General features: G+C 73.4%; 17 protein-coding genes. 12 read left to right on the top strand and 5 right to left on the bottom strand.

Translation table 11 applies throughout. The features are described from left to right. Positions 1-28: 28 nt before the first annotated feature. Complete coding sequence (locus IE245_RS02810) at positions 29-2,116, bottom strand: hypothetical protein (protein WP_189945075.1); 2,088 nt, start codon at positions 2,114-2,116, stop codon at positions 29-31. Positions 2,117-2,410: 294 nt separating this feature from the next. Between IE245_RS02810 and IE245_RS02805 the strand changes: the two genes are divergently transcribed. The 6 genes from IE245_RS02805 to IE245_RS02780 all read left to right on the top strand — a co-directional run bounded on the left by IE245_RS02805 (position 2,411) and on the right by IE245_RS02780 (position 12,318). Next, positions 2,411-3,916 (top strand): leucyl aminopeptidase, encoded by a 1,506-nt coding sequence (locus IE245_RS02805; protein WP_189945074.1) that lies wholly within the window; start codon positions 2,411-2,413, stop codon positions 3,914-3,916. A gap of 287 nt (positions 3,917-4,203) precedes the next feature. Then, complete coding sequence (gene lpdA / locus IE245_RS02800; RefSeq protein ID WP_189945073.1) at positions 4,204-5,592, top strand: dihydrolipoyl dehydrogenase; 1,389 nt, start codon at positions 4,204-4,206, stop codon at positions 5,590-5,592. A 62-nt stretch (positions 5,593-5,654) separates the two neighbouring features. Continuing rightward, positions 5,655-7,451 carry a 2-oxoglutarate dehydrogenase, E2 component, dihydrolipoamide succinyltransferase gene (gene sucB / locus IE245_RS02795; RefSeq protein WP_189945072.1) on the top strand — a complete coding sequence of 599 codons (1,797 nt, stop codon included), beginning with the start codon at positions 5,655-5,657 and terminating at the stop codon, positions 7,449-7,451. A 132-nt stretch (positions 7,452-7,583) separates the two neighbouring features. Further along, a complete protein-coding gene (locus tag IE245_RS02790; RefSeq protein WP_031014059.1) occupies positions 7,584-8,207 on the top strand; it encodes a GntR family transcriptional regulator in 624 nt (207 codons plus the stop codon). 275 nt (positions 8,208-8,482) lie between these two features. After that, positions 8,483-11,185: a pyruvate dehydrogenase (acetyl-transferring), homodimeric type gene (gene aceE / locus IE245_RS02785; protein WP_189945071.1), complete on the top strand. Its 2,703-nt coding sequence runs from the start codon at positions 8,483-8,485 to the stop codon at positions 11,183-11,185. 167 nt (positions 11,186-11,352) lie between these two features. Next, positions 11,353-12,318, top strand: coding sequence for a helix-turn-helix transcriptional regulator (locus IE245_RS02780; RefSeq protein ID WP_189945070.1), 966 nt, complete (start codon positions 11,353-11,355; stop codon positions 12,316-12,318). Here IE245_RS02780 and IE245_RS02775 read toward each other — a convergent pair. Beyond that, positions 12,309-13,238, bottom strand: a complete 930-nt coding sequence (locus tag IE245_RS02775) for an SDR family oxidoreductase (RefSeq protein ID WP_189945069.1) — start codon at positions 13,236-13,238, stop codon at positions 12,309-12,311. The genes IE245_RS02780 and IE245_RS02775 overlap by 10 nt on opposite strands. 98 nt (positions 13,239-13,336) lie before the next feature. Between IE245_RS02775 and IE245_RS02770 the strand changes: the two genes are divergently transcribed. After that, entirely contained in the window at positions 13,337-13,861 is a 525-nt protein-coding gene (locus IE245_RS02770; protein WP_189945269.1) for a DUF4240 domain-containing protein, read from the top strand. 33 nt (positions 13,862-13,894) lie between these two features. Here the strand turns inward: IE245_RS02770 and IE245_RS02765 are convergent, their stop codons facing one another. Continuing rightward, positions 13,895-14,689 (bottom strand): SDR family NAD(P)-dependent oxidoreductase, encoded by a 795-nt coding sequence (locus IE245_RS02765; protein ID WP_189945068.1) that lies wholly within the window; start codon positions 14,687-14,689, stop codon positions 13,895-13,897. Between the two features lie 82 nt (positions 14,690-14,771). Here IE245_RS02765 and IE245_RS02760 point away from each other — a divergent pair, with 82 nt between their 5' ends. After that, complete coding sequence (locus tag IE245_RS02760; RefSeq protein ID WP_189945067.1) at positions 14,772-15,464, top strand: TetR/AcrR family transcriptional regulator; 693 nt, start codon at positions 14,772-14,774, stop codon at positions 15,462-15,464. On the opposite strand, the gene IE245_RS02755 is transcribed toward IE245_RS02760, so the two are convergent. Further along, positions 15,453-15,953: a GNAT family N-acetyltransferase gene (locus tag IE245_RS02755; protein WP_189945066.1), complete on the bottom strand. Its 501-nt coding sequence runs from the start codon at positions 15,951-15,953 to the stop codon at positions 15,453-15,455. The genes IE245_RS02760 and IE245_RS02755 overlap by 12 nt on opposite strands. 47 nt (positions 15,954-16,000) lie before the next feature. Between IE245_RS02755 and IE245_RS02750 the strand changes: the two genes are divergently transcribed. Further along, a complete protein-coding gene (locus IE245_RS02750) occupies positions 16,001-16,915 on the top strand; it encodes a TIGR01777 family oxidoreductase (RefSeq protein ID WP_189945065.1) in 915 nt (304 codons plus the stop codon). Between the two features lie 240 nt (positions 16,916-17,155). Further along, positions 17,156-18,451, top strand: a complete 1,296-nt coding sequence (locus IE245_RS02745) for an NAD(P)/FAD-dependent oxidoreductase (protein WP_229851052.1) — start codon at positions 17,156-17,158, stop codon at positions 18,449-18,451. A gap of 15 nt (positions 18,452-18,466) precedes the next feature. Here the strand turns inward: IE245_RS02745 and IE245_RS02740 are convergent, their stop codons facing one another. Then, positions 18,467-19,963 (bottom strand): NsdA family TPR-like regulatory protein, encoded by a 1,497-nt coding sequence (locus IE245_RS02740; RefSeq protein WP_189945063.1) that lies wholly within the window; start codon positions 19,961-19,963, stop codon positions 18,467-18,469. Positions 19,964-20,280: 317 nt separating this feature from the next. On the opposite strand from IE245_RS02740, the gene lipB reads away from it, so the two are divergent. Beyond that, positions 20,281-21,090 carry a lipoyl(octanoyl) transferase LipB gene (gene lipB / locus IE245_RS02735; protein ID WP_189945062.1) on the top strand — a complete coding sequence of 270 codons (810 nt, stop codon included), beginning with the start codon at positions 20,281-20,283 and terminating at the stop codon, positions 21,088-21,090. Positions 21,091-21,192: 102 nt separating this feature from the next. Next, positions 21,193-22,146, top strand: a complete 954-nt coding sequence (gene lipA / locus IE245_RS02730) for a lipoyl synthase (RefSeq protein WP_189945061.1) — start codon at positions 21,193-21,195, stop codon at positions 22,144-22,146. The last annotated feature ends 48 nt before the right edge of the window (positions 22,147-22,194 follow it).

Below are 22,194 nucleotides of genomic sequence, written 5' to 3'. Positions count from 1 at the left end.
GGTGTGTGTTCCCCCCAGAGCGTGCTGGTCAGGCGGTCGGGAGCCGGAGTGTGACGGCGGTCTGGAGCAGCTCGGGCGCGGTCCACGCCGAGCGGCTTCCGGCGTAGGCGGTGCCGAAGGCGGTGGTGCCGAGGACGAGTTGCCTGCGGGTGCCCTCGGGGACGGTGACGGGGATCTGGACGCCGGAGGGCGCCTTGACGGTGACGGTGTTCCCGATGCGGTAGGCGGTGACCTTGCCGGCGGCGAGGGCGGCGTCCCAGGCGTCGCGGCGGGTCAGTTCGGCGCCGACGTCCTTCTGACGGGGGTTCACGATCGGGGTGTCGGCCGCGAAGAGCGCCCGGTAGTCGGCGAGGACCCGGTCGAGGACCGGGTAGAGGAGGCGCTCCTCGGCCAGGTTCGACTGGTGGACGTAGTGCGGCCGGGGGTCGTTGGCGAGGACGTGGCCGAGGGCGGTGCGGGCCTCCTGCGGGACGATGTGCGCCGCGAAGCCGGTGGCCGGGTCGAGCGGGGCGGGCAGGCAGGTCGAGGCGGGGTTCGACTCGCAGACGCCGCTGCCGCCGTGGGCGCGGGAGGTGTAGATCCAGTTGTACTCGTCGGTCATCTCGGCGGCGGTGCCGACGTTGTAGTACACGTTCATGGGGTGCCTGGGCACGGTCTTCGCGGCGCCGACGGCCCGCTGGCGGGGCTCGCGGGAGTTGTCGCTGGCCGTCCACTTCACGCCGTTGTCGGCGAGGGCGCCGGCGAGGTGCGGATTGTCGGCGGGCTGCTGGGGCAGGGTCCTCAGACCGGAGTGCTCGCCGGTGACGAGTTCGGAGCGGTCCACGGAGATGCCCTTGCCCACAGCCCAGTCGACGTTGTTCCGGATCTGCGCGGAGAGCTCGGCGCGGCTGACCCAGAGGGTGCTGCCGGAGGCGTCGGTGGCGCACCGCCAGGGGACGGTGGTGTTGTCCTGGACGCAGCCGAGGTAGGGGTGGGTGTAGGTGTGGTTGATCCAGCGGTACTGGGCGCGGTCGGCGATCAGGCGTGCGGCGAGCGGGTCGCTGCCGCCGTGCTCGGCCTTCCACTGTTCGCCCTGGCCGCCGTTGTAGACCATGTCGAGGGTGAAGCCGGAGGCCTTCTGCCAGGCGGCGGCGTAGGTGGCGTCGGCGGCCGTCATCCGGATGGGGTTCTCGGCCTCCGGGTCTCCGCCCACGCAGTCGAGGTCGCCGGGGGTGCAGTCGCGGACGGTGTCCCAGCGGGCGTCGGGGGCGAGGACGTCGTCGACGTGGACGGAGAGGTAGTTCCGGGACTGCCCGAGGTGCACGCCCTGGGTGAGCCATTCGACGATGCCGCGGGAGAGGGCGCGGAACTGCCGCTGGTGCTGGTTGTAGGCGAAGGTGACGACCAGTTCGCGGCGCCCGTCGGCGGCGTACTCGCCGACCAGGCTGGCCCGGCCGCCGCCGTCGACGGGGATGTCCACGAGGCTGGTGAAGCCGGCCCGGGGACGGCCCGCGTAGCCGTAGCTCTCGGAGACCGCGGGGTCGTTGTCCTCGAAGGTCAGGCTGCCGGCGAGGTAGCCGAAGGGGCCCGCCCTGCCGGCCGGGGTGACGCCGGCGGTGACGCCGTCGAGGACGCCGGACCAGCCGCCGTCGGTGGTGTAGTCGAGGCCGACGCCGGGGTGCGACCAGGTGTACGCGTCGACCTGCGGGACGCCGAAGGTCCGCTCGTACGCCTGGAGGGCGGTGTGCTCGGCGGAGTCGGGGCCGAAGGCGGTCTCGTGGGGCAGGACGACGCCCTGGTACCTGGCGCGCGGCCGGCCGTCGACCGTGTCGCTGAGGAAGGCGGGGGTGAGGACGGGCCGGTCCGGGTCGTTCAGGTCGAGGGTGCGGTACGGGACGCCGGAGCCCCTCAGTTCGGCGGTGATGGCCTCGATGGCGCTCCCGCCGTCGTCGACGACCAGGACGGTGAGGTCGATCCGGGGCACGGGGGCGGCCGCGGCCTGCGCGGACGGGACCACGGTGGCGAGGAGCGCCGCGGCGGCGAGCGCCCCGGCGGTGCGGCCGGCACGGGCCGGCACCGCCCGTTTTCCGGCCTTCCCCGGCGCGGGCGCGGGCGTGCGGAATCTGTTCGCGTGCATGGTGTGGTGTCCCCCCTCGGCGGGTCCCCCGGCTCGGGGGGTCCCGTGGAGATGAAGCGAAGGCGTGGAGGCCGCGCTTGTGTGAATGAGGCGAGTGTGGCGTCGGCACGACAGCCGGAAGGACAAACATGAAAGAGACACCTCGGATGAGTGAATCGAAGCCGCGGTGAGCGAACCGGGTGAGCGAGCGTAGGCTCGTTCTCGGCGCTCATCGGGCCGAAATACGATGCGGCGGGCTCGGTCGGCCCACCCCTCGACCGCCACAGAACTCAATGGAAGCGAGAATTCACCACCGTGACTGCTCTCACTCTCAGCACTGCCGGAGCGGCGACGCTGCGTGCCGACGCCCTCGTCGTCGGCGTCGCGAAGGCCGGGAAGACGCTCGTCGTCGCCCCGGGCGCGGAGGCCGTCGACAAGGCGTTCGACGGCAGGCTCGCCGCCGTCCTGGAGACCCTGGGTGCCTCGGGTGGAGAGGGTGAGGCGACCAAGCTGCCCGCGCCCGCCGGTCTGAAGGCCCCGGTCGTGCTCGCCGTCGGCCTCGGCTCCGCCCCCGAGGAAGGCGAGTCGTACGACTCCGAGACCCTGCGCCGCGCCGCCGGCACCGCCGCCCGCGTCCTGTCCGGCACCAAGAAGGCCGCGTTCGCGCTGCCGGTCGCCTCGGCCGAGGACGCCGGCGCGATCGCGGAGGGCGCGCTGCTCGGCGCGTACTCCTTCGACGCCCTCAAGGAGCAGAAGGACGGCAAGAAGCCGCTCGCCGAGGTGGCGCTGCTCGGCGCCAAGCCGCGCGACAAGGCCCACAAGGCCGCCGCGGACCGCGCCCTGGCCGTGGCCGAGGAGATCAACCGCGCCCGCGACCTGATCAACATGCCGCCGAACGACCTGTACCCGGCCACCTTCGCCGCCGCCGTCCAGGCCGCCGGCAAGGAGCACGGCCTCAAGGTGCAGGTCCTCGACGAGAAGGCGCTCGCCAAGGGCGGCTACGGCGGCATCCTCGGCGTCGGCGCCGGCTCGGCGAACCCGCCGCGCCTGGTCCGCATCGCCCACACCCACCCGAAGGCGGAGCGGACCCTCGCCCTGATCGGCAAGGGCATCACCTACGACTCGGGCGGCATCTCCCTCAAGCCGGCCGGCCACAACGAGACGATGAAGTGCGACATGAGCGGCGCCGCCGCCGTCTTCGCCACCGTCGTCGCCGCGGCCCGCCTCGGCCTGGAGGTCAACGTCACGGGCTGGCTCGCCCTCGCCGAGAACATGCCGTCGGGCTCCGCCACCCGCCCGGGTGACGTCCTGCGCATGTACGGCGGCAAGACCGTCGAGGTCCTGAACACCGACGCCGAGGGCCGGCTCGTCCTCGCCGACGCCATCACCAAGGCGTCGGAGGAGCACCCGGACGCGATCGTCGACGTGGCGACCCTGACCGGCGCCATGGTCCTCGCGCTCGGCGAGCGCACCTTCGGCATCATGTCCAACGACGACGACTACCGGACCGCGATCCACGAGATCGCCGGCGAGGTCGGCGAGCAGTCCTGGCCGATGCCGCTCCCCGCGGAGCTGCGCAAGACCATGGACTCCCCCACCGCCGACATGGCGAACATGGGCGTCCGGATGGGCGGCGGCCTGATCGCCGGCCTCTTCCTCCAGGAGTTCGTGGGCGAGGGCATCACCTGGGCGCACCTGGACATCGCGGGCCCGGCCTTCCACGAGGGCGCCCCGTACGGCTACACCCCCAAGGGCGGCACCGGCTCCTCGGTCCGCACCCTGGTCCGTCTCGCCGAGCTGACGGCGGCCGGCGAGCTCTGAGCCGGCCGAGGTGACGGAAGGCCCCGGACGCTGCGGCTCCGGGGCCTTCCGCCGTTGTTCGCCTTCGACGAAATCCGTAGCTTCGTACGCCTGCTCGGACGGCCGGACGGAGGATCGGCCGGTCTCATCCACCGGCCCCGCGTCCCGCCATCCGTCAACAAGTGCGAAGATGGGTTCTCGGCAGGACAGGGCCCCCACCACAGGGCCGAAATAATGCGGCCGGACACCGGAGCCGCCGCCCGGTCATCGACGACCGGCGACGAGCGCACATGCATGGAGGACGTGACGTGGCGAACGACGCCAGCACCGTTTTCGACCTAGTGATCCTCGGCGGCGGTAGCGGCGGTTACGCCGCGGCGCTGCGCGGAGCGCAGCTGGGCCTGGACGTCGCACTCATCGAGAAGAACAAGCTCGGCGGCACCTGCCTGCACAACGGCTGCATCCCGACGAAGGCCCTGCTGCACGCCGGCGAGGTCGCCGACCAGGCCCGTGAGGCCGAGCAGTTCGGCGTCAAGGCCTCCTTCGACGGCATCGACATCAAGGCCGTGCACAAGTACAAGGACGACGTGATCGCGGGCCTCTACAAGGGTCTGCAGGGCCTCGTCGCCTCCCGCAAGGTGACCTACATCGAGGGCACCGGCCACCTGTCCTCCCCCACCTCGGTCGACGTCGACGGGCGCCGGGTCGAGGGCCGTCACGTCCTCCTCGCCACCGGTTCCGTGCCGAAGTCCCTGCCCGGCCTGGAGATCGACGGCAACCGCATCATCACCTCGGACCACGCCCTCACCCTGGACCGTGTGCCGGAGTCCGCCATCATCCTCGGCGGCGGTGTGATCGGCGTCGAGTTCGCCTCCGCGTGGAAGTCCTTCGGCACCGACGTGACGGTGATCGAGGGCATGAAGCACCTCGTTCCGGTCGAGGACGAGAACAGCTCGAAGCTCCTGGAGCGCGCCTTCCGCAAGCGGGGCATCAAGTTCAACCTCGGCACCTTCTTCCAGAGCGCCGAGTACACCGAGAACGGCGTGAAGGTCACCCTCGCCGACGGCAAGACCTTCGAGGCCGAGGTGCTGCTCGTCGCCATCGGCCGCGGCCCGGTCTCGGCCGGCCTCGGTTACGAGGAGCAGGGCGTCGCGATGGACCGCGGCTACGTCCTGGTCGACGAGTACATGCGCACCAACGTGCCCACGATCTCCGCGGTCGGCGACCTGGTCCCGACCCTCCAGCTCGCGCACGTCGGCTTCGCCGAGGGCATCCTCGTCGCGGAGCGGCTGGCCGGTCTGAAGCCGGTCCCGATCGACTACGACGGCGTGCCCCGGGTGACGTACTGCCACCCCGAGGTCGCCTCCGTCGGCGTCACCGAGGCCAAGGCCAAGGAGCTGTACGGCGCGGACAAGGTCGTCGCCCTCAAGTACAACCTCGGCGGCAACGGCAAGAGCAAGATCCTGAAGACCGCCGGCGAGATCAAGCTCGTCCAGGTCAAGGACGGTGCCGTGGTCGGCGTCCACATGGTCGGCGACCGCATGGGCGAGCAGGTCGGCGAAGCGCAGCTGATCTACAACTGGGAGGCGCTGCCGGCCGAGGTGGCGCAGCTCATCCACGCCCACCCGACGCAGAACGAGGCGCTCGGCGAGGCCCACCTGGCCCTGGCCGGCAAGCCGCTGCACGCACACGACTGACGCTCACGTCATCACAGGGCGCGACGACACACTTCCGCAATTCGTTAGGAGCAACTGAAACCATGTCGGTTTCCGTAACCCTGCCGGCGCTCGGCGAGAGCGTCACCGAGGGCACCGTCACCCGCTGGCTCAAGGCCGAGGGCGAGCGCGTCGAGGCCGACGAGCCGCTGCTCGAGGTCTCGACCGACAAGGTCGACACCGAGATCCCCGCCCCCGCCTCCGGCATCCTCGCCTCCATCAAGGTGGCCGAGGACGAGACCGTCGAGGTGGGCGCCGAGCTCGCCATCATCGACGACGGCTCGGGCGCCCCCGCCGCCGCTCCGGCGCCCGCCGCCGAGGCCGCTCCGGCCCCGGCCGCCGAGGCCCCGGCGCCGCAGGCCCCGCAGGCCGTCCCGTCCACGGAGGTCCAGGAGCCGGCCCCGGCCCCGACCGCCGAGGCCGCCGCCGGCGGCGGTTCCGCCGAGGGCACGGACGTGGTCCTGCCCGCGCTGGGCGAGTCCGTCACCGAGGGCACCGTCACCCGCTGGCTGAAGTCGGTCGGCGAGACCGTCGAGGCCGACGAGCCGCTGCTCGAGGTCTCGACCGACAAGGTCGACACCGAGATCCCCGCCCCCGCCTCCGGCGTCCTCCTGGAGATCGTCGTCGGCGAGGACGAGACCGCCGAGGTCGGCGCCAAGCTCGCCGTCATCGGTGCCGCGGGTGCCGCTCCGGCCGCCGCCCCGGCCCCGGCCGCCCCCGCCGCGGCTCCGGCCCCGGCTCCGGCCGCCGCCGCCCCGGCCCCGGCCGCTCCGGCGGCCCCGGCTCCGGCCCCCGCGCCGGCCGCCCCGGCCGCGCCCGCCGCCCCGGCTCCGGCCGCTCCGGCCGCGCCGTCGATCGCCCCGGCGGTCGTCACCCCGGTCCCGGCCGCCCCGGCCCCGGCCGCCGCTCCGGCGGAGGACGGCGCCTACGTGACCCCGCTGGTCCGCAAGCTCGCCACCGAGAACGGCGTCGACCTGGCGACCGTCAAGGGCTCCGGCGTCGGCGGTCGCATCCGCAAGCAGGACGTCCTCGCGGCCGCCGAGGCCAAGAAGGCCGCTCCGGCCCCCGCCGCGGCCGCGCCGGCCGCCGCGAAGGCCGCCCCGGCCCTGGAGGTCTCCCCGCTGCGCGGCCAGACGGTCAAGATGACCCGCATGCGCAAGGTCATCGGCGACAACATGATGAAGGCGCTGCACGGCCAGGCCCAGCTGACCTCGGTCGTCGAGGTCGACATCACCAAGCTGATGCAGCTGCGCGCCCGTGCCAAGGACGCCTTCGCCGCCCGTGAGGGCGTCAAGCTCTCCCCGATGCCGTTCTTCGTGAAGGCGGCGGCCCAGGCGCTGAAGGCCCACCCGGTCATCAACGCCCGGATCAACGAGGACGAGGGCACGATCACCTACTTCGACTCCGAGAACATCGGGATCGCGGTGGACTCCGAGAAGGGTCTGATGACCCCGGTCATCAAGGGCGCGGGCGACCTCAACATCGCCGGCATCTCCAAGAAGACCGCGGAGCTCGCGGGCGCCGTGCGCGCCGGCAAGATCACGCCGGACGACCTGGCCGGCGCCACCTTCACCATCTCCAACACCGGTTCGCGCGGTGCGCTGTTCGACACCGTCATCGTTCCGCCGAACCAGGTCGCCATCCTGGGCATCGGTGCCACGGTGAAGCGTCCGGCCGTCATCGAGACCGCCGAGGGCACGGTCATCGGCATCCGCGACATGACCTACCTGTCGCTGTCGTACGACCACCGTCTGGTGGACGGCGCCGACGCCGCCCGCTACCTGACGGCCGTCAAGGCGATCCTGGAGGCCGGCGAGTTCGAGGTGGACCTCGGTCTGTAAGGCGCGTTGAGGCTTTCCGCCTCGGAGGCAACGTAACGAGCCTCACCAGCGGTGTCCCCGTCCGGATGTGTGTCCGGGCGGGGACACCGCCGTATTGTCTAAGGGTCACGAAACTCCCGGAGGAGCCGCTCCATGACCGTCCCCGTCGTCCACTCGCTGCGCGAGCAGATCCGCGAGCACATCGTGGAGGGGATCGTCAGCGGCCGCTGGAAGCCGGGCGAGCGGATCGTGGAGCGCCGGATCGCGACCGAGCTGGAGGTCTCCCAGACCCCGGTCCGCGAGGCGCTGCGGGAGCTGGAGTCGCTGCGGCTGATCGAGTCGGCGCCGAACAAGGGCGTCCGGGTCCGCAACCTCACCGCGGCCGACCTGGAGGAGAGCTACCCGGTCCGGGCCGGTCTGGAGCAGATCGCGGCCGAGCTCGCCGCGCCCCGGCTCTCCGCCGACTGCTCGACCCTCGAACCGCACGTGGCGGCGCTGTACGAGGCGGACGCGACCTCCGACGGCACGGCGCAGGTCCGGCACACGGTGGCCTTCCACCGCGAGCTGGTGAAGGCTGCCGGGAACAGCGTGCTGCTGCACACCTGGGAGGGGCTCGGCATCGAGGTCTTCACGGCGCTGTCGATCCGCTGGCTCGGCACGGTGCAGAAGTCGTACGCGGAGGAGCACCAGGAGCTGGTGGAGGCCTTCCGCCGGGGCGATCCGAACATCGGGGCCCTCGTGAAGGCGCACGTGCTGGGCTGCGCTCCCCGCGCCTGAGTGGTTTTCGCTGGTCAGAGCCCGCGTGCGAGCCCCGCTTCGGCGGGGCTCCGGGCGTTTTCCGACCGTTCGAAAACAAGGCACCGGGTGCCCTTTTCGACGGCACCCTGTGCCGACTTTCTCGATCTGAAGAGGTTTCCTCCTTCAACCCTTTGATCGATCATCGATCGGCGGTTTACAGTTTCCGGCGGGCCGCTACCCGGCCCTTCGCCCTGTCCTGCCAGACAAGGCCACCGTTTTTATCTCCACCCCCATCTGTCCGGAAGGCGGCGATCATGACCGATCCCGTAGGCAAGATTCCGAGCGAGCTCGACCAGCTCCCGGACCGTGACACCGAGGAGACCGCCGAGTGGGCGGCCTCCCTGGACGCCGTCACCAAGGCCGCCGGCCCCCACCGGGCCGCCTACCTGATGCGCCGCACGCTCCAGCACGCCGAGGGCGCGGGCCTTGCCCTGCCCAAGCTGCTGGAGACGGACTACCTCAACACCATCCCCACCTCCGCCGAGCCGGTCATCGACGGCGACGAGGAGATGGAGCGGAAGATCACCGCGTGGAACCGCTGGAACGCGGCCGCGATGGTCACCCGCGGCTCCAAGCACGGCGTCGGCGGCCACATCGCCACCTTCGCCTCCGCCGCCTGGCTCTACGAGACCGGCTTCAACCACTTCTTCCGGGGCAAGGAGGGCGACGGTTCGGGCGACCAGCTCTACATCCAGGGCCACGCCTCCCCCGGCATCTACGCCCGCGCCTTCCTCGACGGCCGCCTGGACGAGTCGCACCTCGACAACTTCCGGCAGGAGTCGGGCGGCAACGGCCTGCCCTCCTACCCGCACCCGCGCCGCCTGCCCTGGCTGTGGGAGTTCCCCACCGTCTCCATGGGCCTCGGCCCGCTCTCCGCGATCTACCAGGCGCGCTTCAACCGCTACCTGACCAACCGCGGCATCAAGGACGTCTCCGCCTCGCACGTCTGGGCCTTCCTCGGCGACGGCGAGATGGACGAGCCCGAGTCGACCGCGGCACTCGCGCTCGCGGCCCGCGAGGGCCTCGACAACCTGACCTTCGTCATCAACTGCAACCTGCAGCGCCTCGACGGTCCGGTCCGCGCCAACTTCAAGATCGTGCAGGAGCTGGAGGCCCAGTTCCGCGGCGCCGGCTGGAACGTCGTGAAGACCCTCTGGGGCAACGCCTGGGACGAGCTGTTCGCGCTCGACACCACCGGCGCCCTGGTCCGCCGCCTCCGCGAGGTGCCGGACGCGCAGGTGCAGACGTACCAGACCCGTGACGCCGCCTACATCCGCCAGGACTTCTTCGGCAAGGACCCGGAGCTCGCCGCGATGGCGCAGCTGCTCTCCGACGACAAGATCCTGGAGTGCTTCCACCTCTCGCGCGGTGGCCACGAGCCGCGCAAGGTGTACGCCGCGTACAAGGCCGCCCTGGAGTTCAAGGGCGCGCCGACCGTGATCCTGGCGCAGACCGTCAAGGGCTTCACCCTGGGTGAGGGCTTCGCGTCGAAGAACGCGAACCACCAGATGAAGAAGCTGACGACGGACGAGTTCAAGAACATGCGTGACCTTCTCGAACTCCCCATCTCGGACGCGCAGTTCGTCGACGGCGTGGTGCCCTACGGCCACCCGGGCGCCGACTCCCCCGAGGTCCGCTACCTCCAGGAGCGCCGCGCGGCCCTCGGCGGCCCCGCCCCGGCCCGCCGCGTCCACCCGGTCGCGCCGCTCCCGGCCCCGTCCGAGAAGGCCTTCGCCTCCTTCGACAAGGGCTCCGGCTCGCAGTCGGTCGCCACCACGATGGCCTTCGTCCGCCTCGTGAAGGACCTGGTCCGCGACAAGGAGACCGGCAAGCGCTGGGTTCCGATCGTCCCGGACGAGGCCCGTACCTTCGGCATGGAGTCCCTCTTCCCCTCGCTCGGCATCTACTCGCCGAAGGGGCAGACGTACGAGCCGGTCGACCGCGACCAGCTGATGTACTACAAGGAGGCCGTCAACGGCCAGATCCTGAACGAGGGCATCACCGAGGCCGGCTCGATGGCCGACTTCATCGCCGCGTCGACCGCGTACTCCACGCACGGCGAGACGATGATCCCGTTCTACATCTTCTACTCGATGTTCGGCTGGCAGCGGACCGCCGACCAGATGTGGCAGCTCGGCGACCAGCTCGGCCGCGGCTTCCTCGTCGGCGCCACCGCCGGCCGCACCACCCTGACCGGTGAGGGCCTCCAGCACGCCGACGGCCACTCCCCCGTCATCGCGGCCACCAACCCGGCCGCCCTGACCTACGACCCGGCGTTCGCCTACGAGGTCGCGGCCATCGTCAAGGAGGGTCTGCGCCGGATGTACGGCGAGGCCGCGCCGGGCGAGGACCAGGACGTCTTCTACTACCTGACGGTCTACAACGAGCCGATGCCGCAGCCGGCCAAGCCGGGCCACGCGGGCGTCGACGAGGGCATCGTCAAGGGCCTGTACCGCTTCAACACGGCGGAGTCGGCCGGCCTGACGCTGCCCGCCAACGCCCCCCGGATCCAGCTGCTCGGCTCGGGCACCGCGATCCACTGGGCCCTGGAGGCGCAGAAGCTGCTCGCCGAGGAGTGGGGCGTGGGCGCCGACGTGTGGTCCGCCACCTCCTGGACCGAGCTGCGCCGCGACGCCCTGGAGGCGGACGCCGCCCTCCTGCGCGGCGAGGAGCGCGTGCCGTACGTGCGCCAGGCCCTGGCGGGCGTCGAGTCGCCGGTGCTCGCGGTCTCCGACTACATGCGCCAGGTCCCGGACCAGATCGCGCAGTGGGTCGAGCAGGACTACTCGTCGCTGGGCGCCGACGGCTTCGGCCTCTCGGACACCCGCGCCGCGGCCCGTCGCCACTTCGGTGTCGACGCGCAGTCGATCGTGGCCGCGTCCCTGGCCCAGCTCGCCCGCCGCGGCGAGGTCCCGGCCACGGCCGTGAAGGAGGCGCGCGAGCGCTACGGCCTGTAAGGGCCGGTGGAAGGCGAGTGAGCCGAAGGGCGCCGCGGGTGCCGAAGGGGAGAGCGCGCAGGTCCTGAGGAACGAAGGACCGAGCACGGTCGACCGTCGGTACCCGCTGGAGGCGCCCGGAGGCGAACCGGGCCCGGAAAAAGGGCGGCGGCGCGCATGATGGGATCATGCGCGCCGCTCGTTTGATCAAGATGGTCCTGCTGCTCCAGAACCGTGCCTCCATGACGGCGGCCGAGCTCGCCGCCGAGCTGGAGGTGTCGGAGCGGACCGTCACGCGTGATGCCCTCGCCCTCTCGGAGGCGGGGGTTCCCGTGTACGCGGACCGGGGCAGGGCCGGCGGGTACCGGCTGGTCGGCGGCTACCGTACGCGGCTGACCGGGCTCGCCAGGGACGAGGCGGAGGCGCTGTTCCTCTCCGGACTGCCGGGCGCGCTGCGGGACATGGGGCTCCAGGACGCGGCCTCGGCGGCCCGGCTGAAGGTCACGGCCGCGCTGCTGCCCTCGCTGGCGGACGCCCCGGGTTCGGCGGCCCGCCGCTTCCACCTGGACGCGCCGGGCTGGTACCAGGAGCCGGTGACGCCGGAGCTGCTGCCCGCGGTGGCGGAGGCGGTCTGGGACGACCGGTGGCTCACCGCGCGCTACCGGCGGCGGGACGGCGAGGAGGTCGAGCGGGAGCTGGCGCCGTACGGGCTCGTGCTGAAGGCGGGCGTCTGGTACGTCTGCGCCCTCGCCGGCAGCGCCTACCGCACCTACCGGGTGGACCGGTTCACGGCGGTGACGGTCGGCGAGGACCGGTTCGACCGCGACCCCGGCTTCGCGCTGGACGCCTTCTGGGCGGAGCGCGCGGCGGAGTTCGCGCGCTCGCTGCTGCGGGCCGAGGTGGTGGTGCGGCTGACGGAGGAGGGGGCGCGCCGGCTGCCGCACGTGACGGACCGGGCGGCGGCCGAGGAGGCGCTGGCGGGGGCCGTGCCGGACGGGGACGGCCGGGTGACGGCGACGCTCCGGGTGGAGGACGAGGAGGTCGCCTTCGGGCAGCTCTTCGGGCTCGGCCCGGAGGCGGAGGTGGTGGCCCCCGCCTCCCTGCGCGCGCGGTTCGCCGAGGCGGCGCGGGCGGCGGCCGAGCGTTACCGGTAGTCCTCGACCCGGGTGTCCGGGTCGGTCTCCTTGGCCAGGATGAAGCCCCAGGAGTCGGGCCGGGAGCCGTCCTCGTCGGTGAAGCCGTACTCCCGGGCGAGCCGGCCGCTGTCGAGCGACCGCCCGTTCCAGCGGGCGCGGTCGGGGTCGGCGGCGAGGGCGGCGACGCCCCGGCCGACGTAGACCGGGGACTCGGAGACGGCGAAGTCGGGGAGCTGCTTCGTCGCGTCGCGCCAGTTCTCCTCGGTGACGCCGAAGTGGGCGAGCATCTGCTCGGAGCGGAGCCATCCGGGGCTGACGGAGACGGCGGTGCCGCCGGTGTCGGCGAGTTCCTTCGCGAGGCCGAAGGCCATCCGGATCGGCGCGTTCTTGGCGAGGTCGTAGAAGAGGTTCTCGCGGTAGTGGGTGTCGTTGTAGGCGGCGGTGCCGTCGGTGACCTCGACGACGAGGCCGCCGGGGTGCCGGTTGAGCAGCGGCAGGGCGGTGTGCGAGGTGACGAGGTGGGTGCGGACGCCGAGTTCGAGCATGCGCAGGCCGGCGGCGAGGTCGACGTCCCAGGTCTGCTTGCCGAAGGTGTCGACGATGAGGTGTTCGCCGCCCCAGACGTCGTTGACGAGGACGTCGAGCCGGCCGTGCTCGCGGTCGATCCGGTCGACGAGGGCGCGGACCTGCTCGGGGACGAGGTGGTCGGTGGGGACGGCGACGCCCCGGCCGCCGGCGGCGGTCACCAGTTCGGCGGTCTCCTCGATGGTCTCGGTGGCGCGGCCGACCTCGCTGAGCTTCTCGCGGGTGGTGCGGCCGGTGACGTAGACGGTGGCTCCGGCGGCCCCGAGCTGGACGGCGATGGCCCGTCCGGCGCCCCGGGTGGCCCCGGCGACCAGGCAGATCCGTCCGTGCAGCGGCGTGGTTTCGGTGGTCATGGGTCCAGGCTGGCAGGAATACCCGACATCTTCTGTCCGGATGGAATCCGGTCTTTCCGGGTGCGTCGCCGTCGGGGAACCAGGATGCTGGTGCCGTGATGGACGAGACCGAGTTCTGGGAGATCATCGACGCCACCCGCGCGGACGCCGAGGGCGACGCCGAGGAACAGGCGGATCTGCTCGTGGAGCGGCTGACCCGGCTGGATCCGGACACGGTGCTCGACTACGCGCGCCATTTCGAGGCCCGGTTCAACCGCGCGTACCACTGGGACGTGTGGGGCGCGGCGGCGGTGCTGCTCGACGGGGCGGGGGCGGGCGAGGAGGGCTTCGACGCCTTCCGCTGCTGGCTGATCGGGCAGGGCCGGGAGGTGTACGAGGGCGGTGTGGCCGATCCGGACGAGCTGGCGGAGCTGCTCGACGCGTTCGATCCGGAGCTGGACGGGGACGGCGAGGAGCTCGGTTTCGCGGCGGACGAGGCGTACGAGACGCTGACCGGGACGGAGACGCCGGACCTGGGGATCGCGATGCCGGAGGGCGAACCGGAGGGGGCGCCGCTGGACCTGGCGGACGAGGAGGCGCTGGCGGCCCGGCTGCCCCGGCTGTGGGAGCGGTTCAGGCCCTGACCGCGGGGCAGGGCCCGGACCGGGGGGCGGTGCTCAGAAGTGGGTGCCGCCGTCGACGCGGACCTCGGTGCCGGTGATGAAGCGGCCGTCCTCGGAGGCGAGCATCGCGACGACGCCGGCGACGGTCTCGGGGCCGGCGAAGCCCTGGCCGAGGGCGGGGGCGAGCTTCGTGAAGAGCGACATGTCGGCGTCGGCGGGGAGGCCGGGGCCCAGGGACTGCTTGCTGGCGCCGGAGCCGTCGGTCATGCCGGAGGAGATGGAGCCGGGCTGGACGGCGGTGAAGCGGATGCCCTGCCGGGCGTACTCGGCGGCGAGCGCGTGGGTCATGGACTGGATGCCGCCCTTGCTGGCCGCGTAGGCCGCCATGTAGGGGTGGGCGAACATCGCGGACGTGGAGGAGAAGTTGACGACGGCGGGGCCGTCGCCCTCCAGGAGCGCCGGTATGGCCTCGCGGATCATGAGGAAGGTGCCGGTCAGGTTGATCCGGAGCACCTGCTCGAAGGAGTCCAGGCCGGTCTCGTGGGTGTGCGAGGAGCGGAGCACGCCGGCCGCGTTGACCAGCACGTCCAGGCCGCCGAGGGCGGCGGTGGCGGCGGCGACGCCGGCGCGCACGGATTCCTCGTCGGCGACGTTCACGACGACGGTGGTGAGGCGGTCGGCGGCGTCGCCGGCCTTGGCGGCGGTGTCCTTCAGACCGTCCTCGCTGATGTCGGCGGCGACGACGCGGCCGCCCTCGGCGAGCATGCGCAGGACGGTGGCCTGGCCGATGCCGGAGCCGCCGCCGGTGACGAGCGCGCGGCGTCCTTCGTAACGGGTGAGCTGGTTCATGGCGGCGACCTCTCGATGTCAAGCTTCCTTGCCTGCTGACCACCGTACGCCGAAGTGGCACGTTTTGCCATCCTTGCATTTCATGCATTCCGAGGGGTCCGGGGCGTACCCTCGTACGGTGAGCAACCGACCCGGGCCGACGACCGCGCCACCCTCCCTCACCCAGCGCCGCAAAGCCGCCACCCAGCTGGACATCGCCCGCGCGGCGGCCGAGCTGTTCAGCGAGGACGGGCCCGACGGCACCACCGCGGAGTCCATCGCCCAGCGGGCCGGGGTCGCGCTGCGCACCTTCTACCGCTACTTCCGCTCCAAGCAGGACGCCGTCGCCCCGCTCCTCGCGGGCGGCGCCGACCGCTGGCGGGAGTCGCTCGCCGCCACCGCCCCCGGCACGCCGCTGGCGGCCGCCCTGGAGGGCTCGATCGCCGCCTCCCTCACCCCGGTCGACGAGGCCGGGGCCGAGGGGCTGCGCTGGACCCGGGGGCTGCTGCGCGCCTCCGCCGAGGACCCGGCGCTGCGCGCGGTCTGGTACCGGGTCAACCAGGAGTCGGAGGAGCGGCTCCGCGAGGTCCTGGCCGCCCTCGCCGGCCCGGAGGCCGACCCGCTGGAGGTGCGGCTCGCCGCGGCGGCCGCCACCGACGCGATCCGGATCGCCCTGGAGAGCTGGGCCGAGTCCGACGACGCCCCCGTCGAGGGCCCCGGCTCCCCCGCCGCCCTCGCCCTGCGCTGCCTGCGCGAGCTGATGGGCGGGGTGGCGCTGTGGGGCCTAGACGAGTGAGCGGCCCATGTGGACGTCGTCGGCCGGCACGCCGTCGAAGACGAACTCGCCGGGGAGGACGCCCTCGACGGTGAAGCCCTCGGCCTCGTAGAGGGCGCGGGCCGGTCCGTTGTGGCCGAGGACCCGCAGGGTGATCCGGGTGGCGCCGTCGGCGGCCGCCTTCGCGAGGGCCGCCCGCAGCAGCGCCCGGCCCACCCCCCGGCCCCGGGCCGCGTCGGCGACGGCGAGGCCCTGGATCTGGCGGACGTGGGCGTTGGAGGGGAACGGCGTGGGGCGCCCCACCCGCACGTACCCGAGGAGGGCGCCGTCGAGCTCGGCGACCAGGTAGTCCTCCGGCAGGTGGCGCTCGTCGAAGAACGGCGGGTACGGCTCCGAGGGCGCGGGCGTCACCGCGTGCAGCGGCGACCAGGCCGCCCGGTCCAGCAGGCCCAGCGGCTCGGCGTCGCCCGGAAGGGCGGCGCGGATCACGAAGCTCTCCGGCGGGGTCATGGCGGCCACTCTGCCACGCCCGTCGCCCCACCGGGCAGGATGGGACCATGCAGCCTTCCGCCCCCCGCAAGCGCGTCGCCGTCACCGGAGCCTCCGGGCTCATCGGCGCCGCCCTCGTCCGCTCCCTGCGTGCCGACGGGCACGAGGTCCTGCGGCTGGTGCGCCGCCCCGCCAGGACCGCCGACGAGGTCGAGTGGGACCCGAAGCGGCTGTACGTGGACGGGGCCGGGCTCGTCGGCGTCGACGCGGTCGTGCACCTGGCGGGCGCCGGCGTCGGCGAGCGCCGGTGGACCGAGGCGTACAAGCGGGAGATCCGGGACAGCCGGGTGCTCGGCACGACCGCGATCGCCCGGACCCTCGCCGGGCTCGCCGAGCCGCCCGAGGCGCTGGTCTGCGGCACCGCCCTCGGCTGGTACGGGGACACCGGCAGCCGCGCGGTGGACGAGAGCGCCCCGGCCGGCACCGGCTTCCTGCCCTCGGTGTGCGTGGAGTGGGAGGCCGCCGCGGCGCCCGCCGAGGACGCGGGGATCCGGGTGACGTACGCCCGCACCGGACTGGTGGTGGCCCGTCAGGGCGGCGCCTGGGGGCGGCTCTTCCCGGTCTTCCGGGCCGGGCTCGGCGGGCGGATGGGCGACGGCCGGCAGTACTGGTCCTTCATCTCGCTCCACGACGAGGTCGCCGCCCTGCGGCACCTGATGGACACGCCGTCGCTCTCCGGCCCGGTGAACCTCACCGCCCCCGAGCCCGTCACCAACCGCGAGGTGACCGCCGCCATGGGCCGCGTCCTGCGCCGCCCGACCCCCTTCCCGGTCCCCGCCGCCGCCCTGAAGCTGGTCCTCGGGGACTTCGCCGCCGACGTCCTCGGCAGCCAGCGGGTGCTGCCCCAGCGCCTGCTCTCCTCCGGCTTCTCCTTCGCCTTCCCCACCATCGACGCGTCGATCAGGGCCGCCGCGCCCCGCTGAGCCGCGCCCGAGCGCTCCCTGCGCTCCCCCGTGCTCCGGCAAGCCCGCCGCGCGCGGGCCCCGTGCCGTGGGAGCGCTGCCTACCCTCGGTGGCCACCAGTCGACACGGATCGCGAACTCGGGCATTCCGGGGGCCGGTTGGGGGCATAGGCCACCAACAGGCGGCGCAGACCTGGGGAGGGGCACGTGCTCAGTACCGCACGCAGCGCACAGCAGGCACCGGCACAGCACACCGGCGACATCGAGGACGTCGACGTCGTCGTCGTGGGCGCGGGGATCGCCGGGCTCACGGCGGCCCGGCGGCTCACCGGGGCGGGACTCTCGGTCGCCGTCCTGGAGGCCGAGCCGCACATCGGCGGCCGGCACGCCACCGGCGAGGCCGACGGCTTCCGGCTCGACCGGGTGGGCCGGCTGCTCACCCTCGCCCCGGAGGAGCTGCGGGCCCTCTCCGGGCTCGGCGGCGTGGTGCCGCGGCCCTTCGCGCCCGGGGTGCTGCTCCACACCGACGGGCGGTACGCGCGCTGGGGCGCCCCGCACCCCAGGAACCGCAGGGGCGCTTTCACCGTGGCGCGCGCCCTCGCGAACGCCCCCCGGCATCCGGCGGCGTCCCTGGACCAGGCACGGCTCGGCGCCTCGCTGGTGCGGCTCGCGGCGACGCCGACGCAGCGGCTGCTCGCCCGGCCCGAGCGGACCGCCCGGGAGGCGCTGGCGGGCCGGCTGCCGGCCAGGACCGTGCAGACGGTGCTGCGGCCGCTGCTCGCGGCGCTCCTCGCCGACCCGGACCTCGCGGTGTCGAGCCGGCGGGCGGACCTGGCGCTGCGGGCCTTCGCGCGGGGACGGGTGTCGGTGCCGGAGGGCGGTTCGGCGGCGGTCCCCGAACGGCTCGCGGCGCTGCTGCCGCCGGGCACGGTGCGGACCGGCGTCCGGGTCTCGGCGGTTTCGGTGGCCCGGGTCGACACGGCGGAGCACGGGACGGTCGGCTGCCGGGCGGTGGTCCTGGCGACCGGGGCGCGGAGCGCCGCCGGGCTCCTGCCGGGCCTGCGGGTCCCGGCGTACCACCCGGTGACGGTGGTGCACCACACGGCGCCGGTGGCACCGACGGCGGACCCCGTGCTGCTCCTGGAGTCCGACCCGGGCGGGCCGGTGGCGCACACGGCGGTGATGAGCGCGGTCGACCCGACGCGGGCGCCGGCGGGCCGGCCGCTGATCACCTCGACGGTCCTCGGGACGCCGCCGGACGACGCCGAGCGGCGGGTCCGCAAGCACCTGGCGGCGCTGTACGGAGCGTCCACGGACGACTGGGAGCTGCTGGCCCTGCACCACACCCGGGACGCGGTCCTGGCGACTCCCCCGGGGCACGACCCCCGCCGGTCGGTGCGGCTCCTCGCGGGCCTGTACGTCTGCGGCGACCACCGCGCGGCGGGCACCCTGCGCTCCACGCTTGCCTCCGGCGAGCGCGCCGCGGACGCCGTCCTCGCCGACCTGGGGCTGCGACCGGCGGTCGCCTTGGAGGAGGCGGAGGAGGCGGCGGCCTGACGCGCCGGGCGCCGGTCAGCCGAGGGCGGAGACCCGGTCCCGGTAGGTGCGGACGGGCGGGGCGTCGCGGTAGGGCTCCAGGCGGCGCTCGAAGTCGCGGACGTACTCGATCGCGCGGGCCGAGCGCATCTCGGCGGCCTGCTGGGCGGCCTCGGCACCGAGCGCGCACGCCTGGTCCAGCTCGCCGAGGGCGAGCCGGGCGGTGGCGAGGACGACCCGGCAGAAGAGCCGGCTGCGGGCGTGGCCAGGGGCGCGGAGCTGGAGGGCGCGCTCGGCGTGCTGGGCGGCGAGGCGGTACTGCTGGAGGTCGCGGTGGCAGTGGCCGAGCTCGTCGGCGAGCTGGGCCTCGTCGAAGGAGCGCGCCCAGGAGGGCACCTCGTCGCCGGGCCGGGCGGACTCCAGGGCGCGCTCGGCCCGCTGGAGGGAGGCGCTGCACGCGCGGGCCTCGGAGAGGACGGCGTGTCCCCGGGCCTCGACGGCGTGCAGCATCGCCTGGACGACCGGGGGCGCGGCGGAGCCGACGCCCTGCTGGGCGACCCGGGCGAGCTGGACGGCCTCGCGGCCGTGGCCGAGGTAGACGGCCTGGCAGCTCATGGTGAGCAGGACGTACGAGCCGTAGGCCCGGTCGCCGGCGGCCTGGGCGAGGCGCAGCGCCTGGACGAAGTAGCGCTGGGCGAGGCCGTGGGCGGCGATGTCGTACGAGGTCCAGCCGGCGAGCCGGGTGAGGTCGGCGGCGGCGGCGAAGAGGCGCCGGCCGGTCGTCTCGCCGTAGGTGCCGCGGAGCATGGGTTCGGCCTCGTGCTCCAGGTAGCGGACGAGGGCCTGGCGGGCGTGGCCGCCGCCGTAGGCGTGGTCGAGGGTGCGGAAGAGGTCTCCGACGGAGCGGAGGGCGGCGATGTCGCCGGCGCTGACGCGCTGGCCGGGGCCGCGTTCCGTACCGCGCTGGCGGGGGACGGAGTAGCGGCCCTGCTGCGGCACCCGCGGGTCCTGGGTCCCGACCGGGCGGACCGGTCCGCCGGGGGCGGCCGGGCGGACCGGCGGCGGGGGCACCGGCTCGCCGCGGGCGACGCGGTCGTCGGCGCGGCCGATGAGCCAGTCGCGGCTGGGCACGACGAGGCCGGCCGGGGTGAAGGCGATCTTGCGGAGTTCGGCGTGACTGCCGGAGTCCTTGCGCCACAGGCCGCTGACGATGTCGACGGCCTCCTCGGGGGTGGCGGCGAACTCCAGGCCGGCGTAGACCGGCGCGCAGGCGTCGAGGCCGAGGTCCTGGGCGGTGAGGCGGCGGCCGAGGCGGCGGGTGAAGACCTCCGCGATGAGGGCCGGGGTGGTGCCGCGCGGTTGCTGCCCGCGCAGCCAGCGGGTCACGGAGGTCTTGTCGTACCGCAGGTCGAGCCCGTGCTCCAGACCGAGCTGGTCCACCCTTCGGGCGAGCCCGGCGTTGGAGAACCCGGCCTCGGCGATGAGCGCGGCGAGCTGGCGGTTCGGGACGCGCTGCGGTGGTCGTTCCGTCATCGGCTGTGCGGTCTCCTGCCTTCGGGCGCAGGTGGCAGCCCGTTTTCGACCCTCATGGAACGGCGTGAATGTAGCGGTCATCCCGGCCCGTACCGCCAGCTTCGCCCCACATTCATCCGATCGTGTGAGGAACCGGAACCCTCGTTGCCACTTCGCGCTGACAGCGGTCGGGGCCCCGCCCGTCTCCACCTGCCCGTCGGGTTCGCGGCGCGCCGCCGTACAGTGGCAGGGGCGCGTAAGACGCAGGGTGCCGGGCCGGCTCCCACCCGGGACGATCCCCGGAACCCGGCCGCGGGCACCCAGGAGGAGGCATGGCCGTGAGTGAGCTGCAATTCGTCCGCCTGGGCTTCGGCACGGACGCCGTCGAGTACCGGACGGCCTGGGACAAGCAGCGCGAGGTGCACGCAGCGCGATTCGCCGACGAGATCGGCGACACCTGCCTGCTCCTGGAACACCCGCCGGTCTACACCGCGGGCCGGCGCACGCAGGACAGCGAGCGCCCGCTCGACGGGACCCCGGTCGTCGACGTCGACCGCGGCGGCAAGATCACCTGGCACGGGCCCGGTCAGCTCGTCGGCTACCCGATCCTCAAGCTGCCCCGCCCGGTGGACGTCGTCGCGCACGTGCGTCGTCTGGAGGAGGCGCTGATCAGGACCGCCGCCGAGTTCGGCGTGGCGACCACCCGGATCGAGGGGCGCAGCGGGGTCTGGGTCCTCGGCGACCCGGTCGAGCAGCGCCCCTCCCTCGGCGGCCTCTCGCTGGACTTCGACCCGCGCCTGACGGACGAGGAGTTCGACCCGCGGTTGCACGGCCCCGAGTACGCCCCCTCCAACGCCGGCCAGCGCCGCGAGGACCGGAAGCTGGCCGCCATCGGCATCCGCGTCGCCAAGGGCGTCACGATGCACGGCTTCTCCTTCAACGTGAACCCGGACAACGCCTGGTTCGACCGGATCATCCCGTGCGGCATCCGCGACGCGGGCGTCGCCTCGCTCGCCAACGAGCTGGGCCGCGACATCACCGTCGAGGAGGTCCTCCCCGTGGTCGAGAAGCACCTGCGGGACGTGCTGGAGAACGCGGAGCTCAAGCCGCGCGAGATCGAGCGGCCGGTGGAGACGGCGTCCGCCTGAGGAATGCCCAGCTCTGGCCACGGGTTGGCCAGACGTAGCAAGGCATGGAAGCAACGGGCGTACCCTGGTGTGCGCCGAAGAATCGAAGCTACAGGAGCCGATGTGTCCGCAGTCGCCCCCGACGGACGCAAGATGCTGCGCCTGGAGGTCCGGAACGCCCAGACCCCCATCGAGCGCAAGCCCGAGTGGATCAAGACCCGCGCGAAGATGGGTCCGGAGTACACGAAGATGCAGAGCCTCGTGAAGAGCGAGGGCCTGCACACGGTCTGCCAGGAGGCGGGCTGCCCCAACATCTTCGAGTGCTGGGAGGACCGCGAGGCGACCTTCCTCATCGGCGGTGACCAGTGCACCCGGCGCTGCGACTTCTGCCAGATCGACACCGGCAAGCCGGAGGCCCTCGACCGCGACGAGCCGCGCCGCGTGGGCGAGTCGGTCGTCACGATGGACCTGAACTACGCCACCATCACCGGCGTCGCCCGCGACGACCTGGAGGACGGCGGCGCCTGGCTGTACGCCGAGACCGTGCGCCAGATCCACCAGCAGACCGCCGAGCGCGCCGCGGGCCGCACCAAGGTCGAGCTGCTCGCCCCCGACTTCAACGCGGTGCCGGAGCTCCTCAAGGAGGTCTTCGACTCCCGCCCCGAGGTCTTCGCGCACAACGTCGAGACCGTCCCGCGGATCTTCAAGCGGATCCGCCCCGGCTTCCGCTACGAGCGCTCCCTGGACGTCATCACCCAGGCCCGCGACTACGGTCTGGTCACGAAGTCCAACCTGATCCTCGGCATGGGCGAGACCCGCGAGGAGGTCAGCGAGGCGCTGCGGCAGCTGCACGACGCCGGCTGCGAGCTCATCACGATCACGCAGTACCTGCGCCCCTCCGTCCGGCACCACCCCGTGGAGCGCTGGGTGAAGCCGCAGGAGTTCGTGGAGCTCAAGGAGGAGGCCGACGCGATCGGCTTCTCCGGCGTGATGTCGGGCCCGCTGGTCCGCTCCTCGTACCGCGCGGGCCGGCTGTACCAGCAGGCCGTCGAGCAGCGCAGCCGAGCCGGAGTGTAGGTCGCGGGCCCGTCCGAGGAACGAGGGCGGGCACGCGGCCGGAGCGGC

Origin of the sequence: Streptomyces roseolus, assembly GCF_014649855.1 — a bacterium.
Classification (GTDB): domain Bacteria; phylum Actinomycetota; class Actinomycetes; order Streptomycetales; family Streptomycetaceae; genus Streptomyces; species Streptomyces roseolus.
The sequence above is the reverse complement of the archived record's forward strand: the minus strand, read 5'-3'. Positions and strand labels throughout refer to the sequence as shown.

Bases quoted from the DNA above. Each gene is read 5' to 3' on its own strand.
- IE245_RS02810 (WP_189945075.1), bottom strand. From the start codon at position 2,116: ATGCACGCGAACAGATTCCGCACGCCCGCGCCCGCGCCGGGGAAGGCC.
- sucB (WP_189945072.1), top strand. From the start codon at position 5,655: ATGTCGGTTTCCGTAACCCTGCCGGCGCTCGGCGAGAGCGTCACCGAG.
- IE245_RS02790 (WP_031014059.1), top strand. From the start codon at position 7,584: ATGACCGTCCCCGTCGTCCACTCGCTGCGCGAGCAGATCCGCGAGCAC.
- aceE (WP_189945071.1), top strand. From the start codon at position 8,483: ATGACCGATCCCGTAGGCAAGATTCCGAGCGAGCTCGACCAGCTCCCG.
- IE245_RS02780 (WP_189945070.1), top strand. From the start codon at position 11,353: ATGCGCGCCGCTCGTTTGATCAAGATGGTCCTGCTGCTCCAGAACCGT.
- IE245_RS02775 (WP_189945069.1), bottom strand. From the start codon at position 13,238: ATGACCACCGAAACCACGCCGCTGCACGGACGGATCTGCCTGGTCGCC.
- IE245_RS02770 (WP_189945269.1), top strand. From the start codon at position 13,337: ATGGACGAGACCGAGTTCTGGGAGATCATCGACGCCACCCGCGCGGAC.
- IE245_RS02765 (WP_189945068.1), bottom strand. From the start codon at position 14,689: ATGAACCAGCTCACCCGTTACGAAGGACGCCGCGCGCTCGTCACCGGC.
- IE245_RS02760 (WP_189945067.1), top strand. From the start codon at position 14,772: ATGCATTCCGAGGGGTCCGGGGCGTACCCTCGTACGGTGAGCAACCGA.
- IE245_RS02755 (WP_189945066.1), bottom strand. From the start codon at position 15,953: ATGACCCCGCCGGAGAGCTTCGTGATCCGCGCCGCCCTTCCGGGCGAC.
- IE245_RS02750 (WP_189945065.1), top strand. From the start codon at position 16,001: ATGCAGCCTTCCGCCCCCCGCAAGCGCGTCGCCGTCACCGGAGCCTCC.
- IE245_RS02740 (WP_189945063.1), bottom strand. From the start codon at position 19,963: ATGACGGAACGACCACCGCAGCGCGTCCCGAACCGCCAGCTCGCCGCG.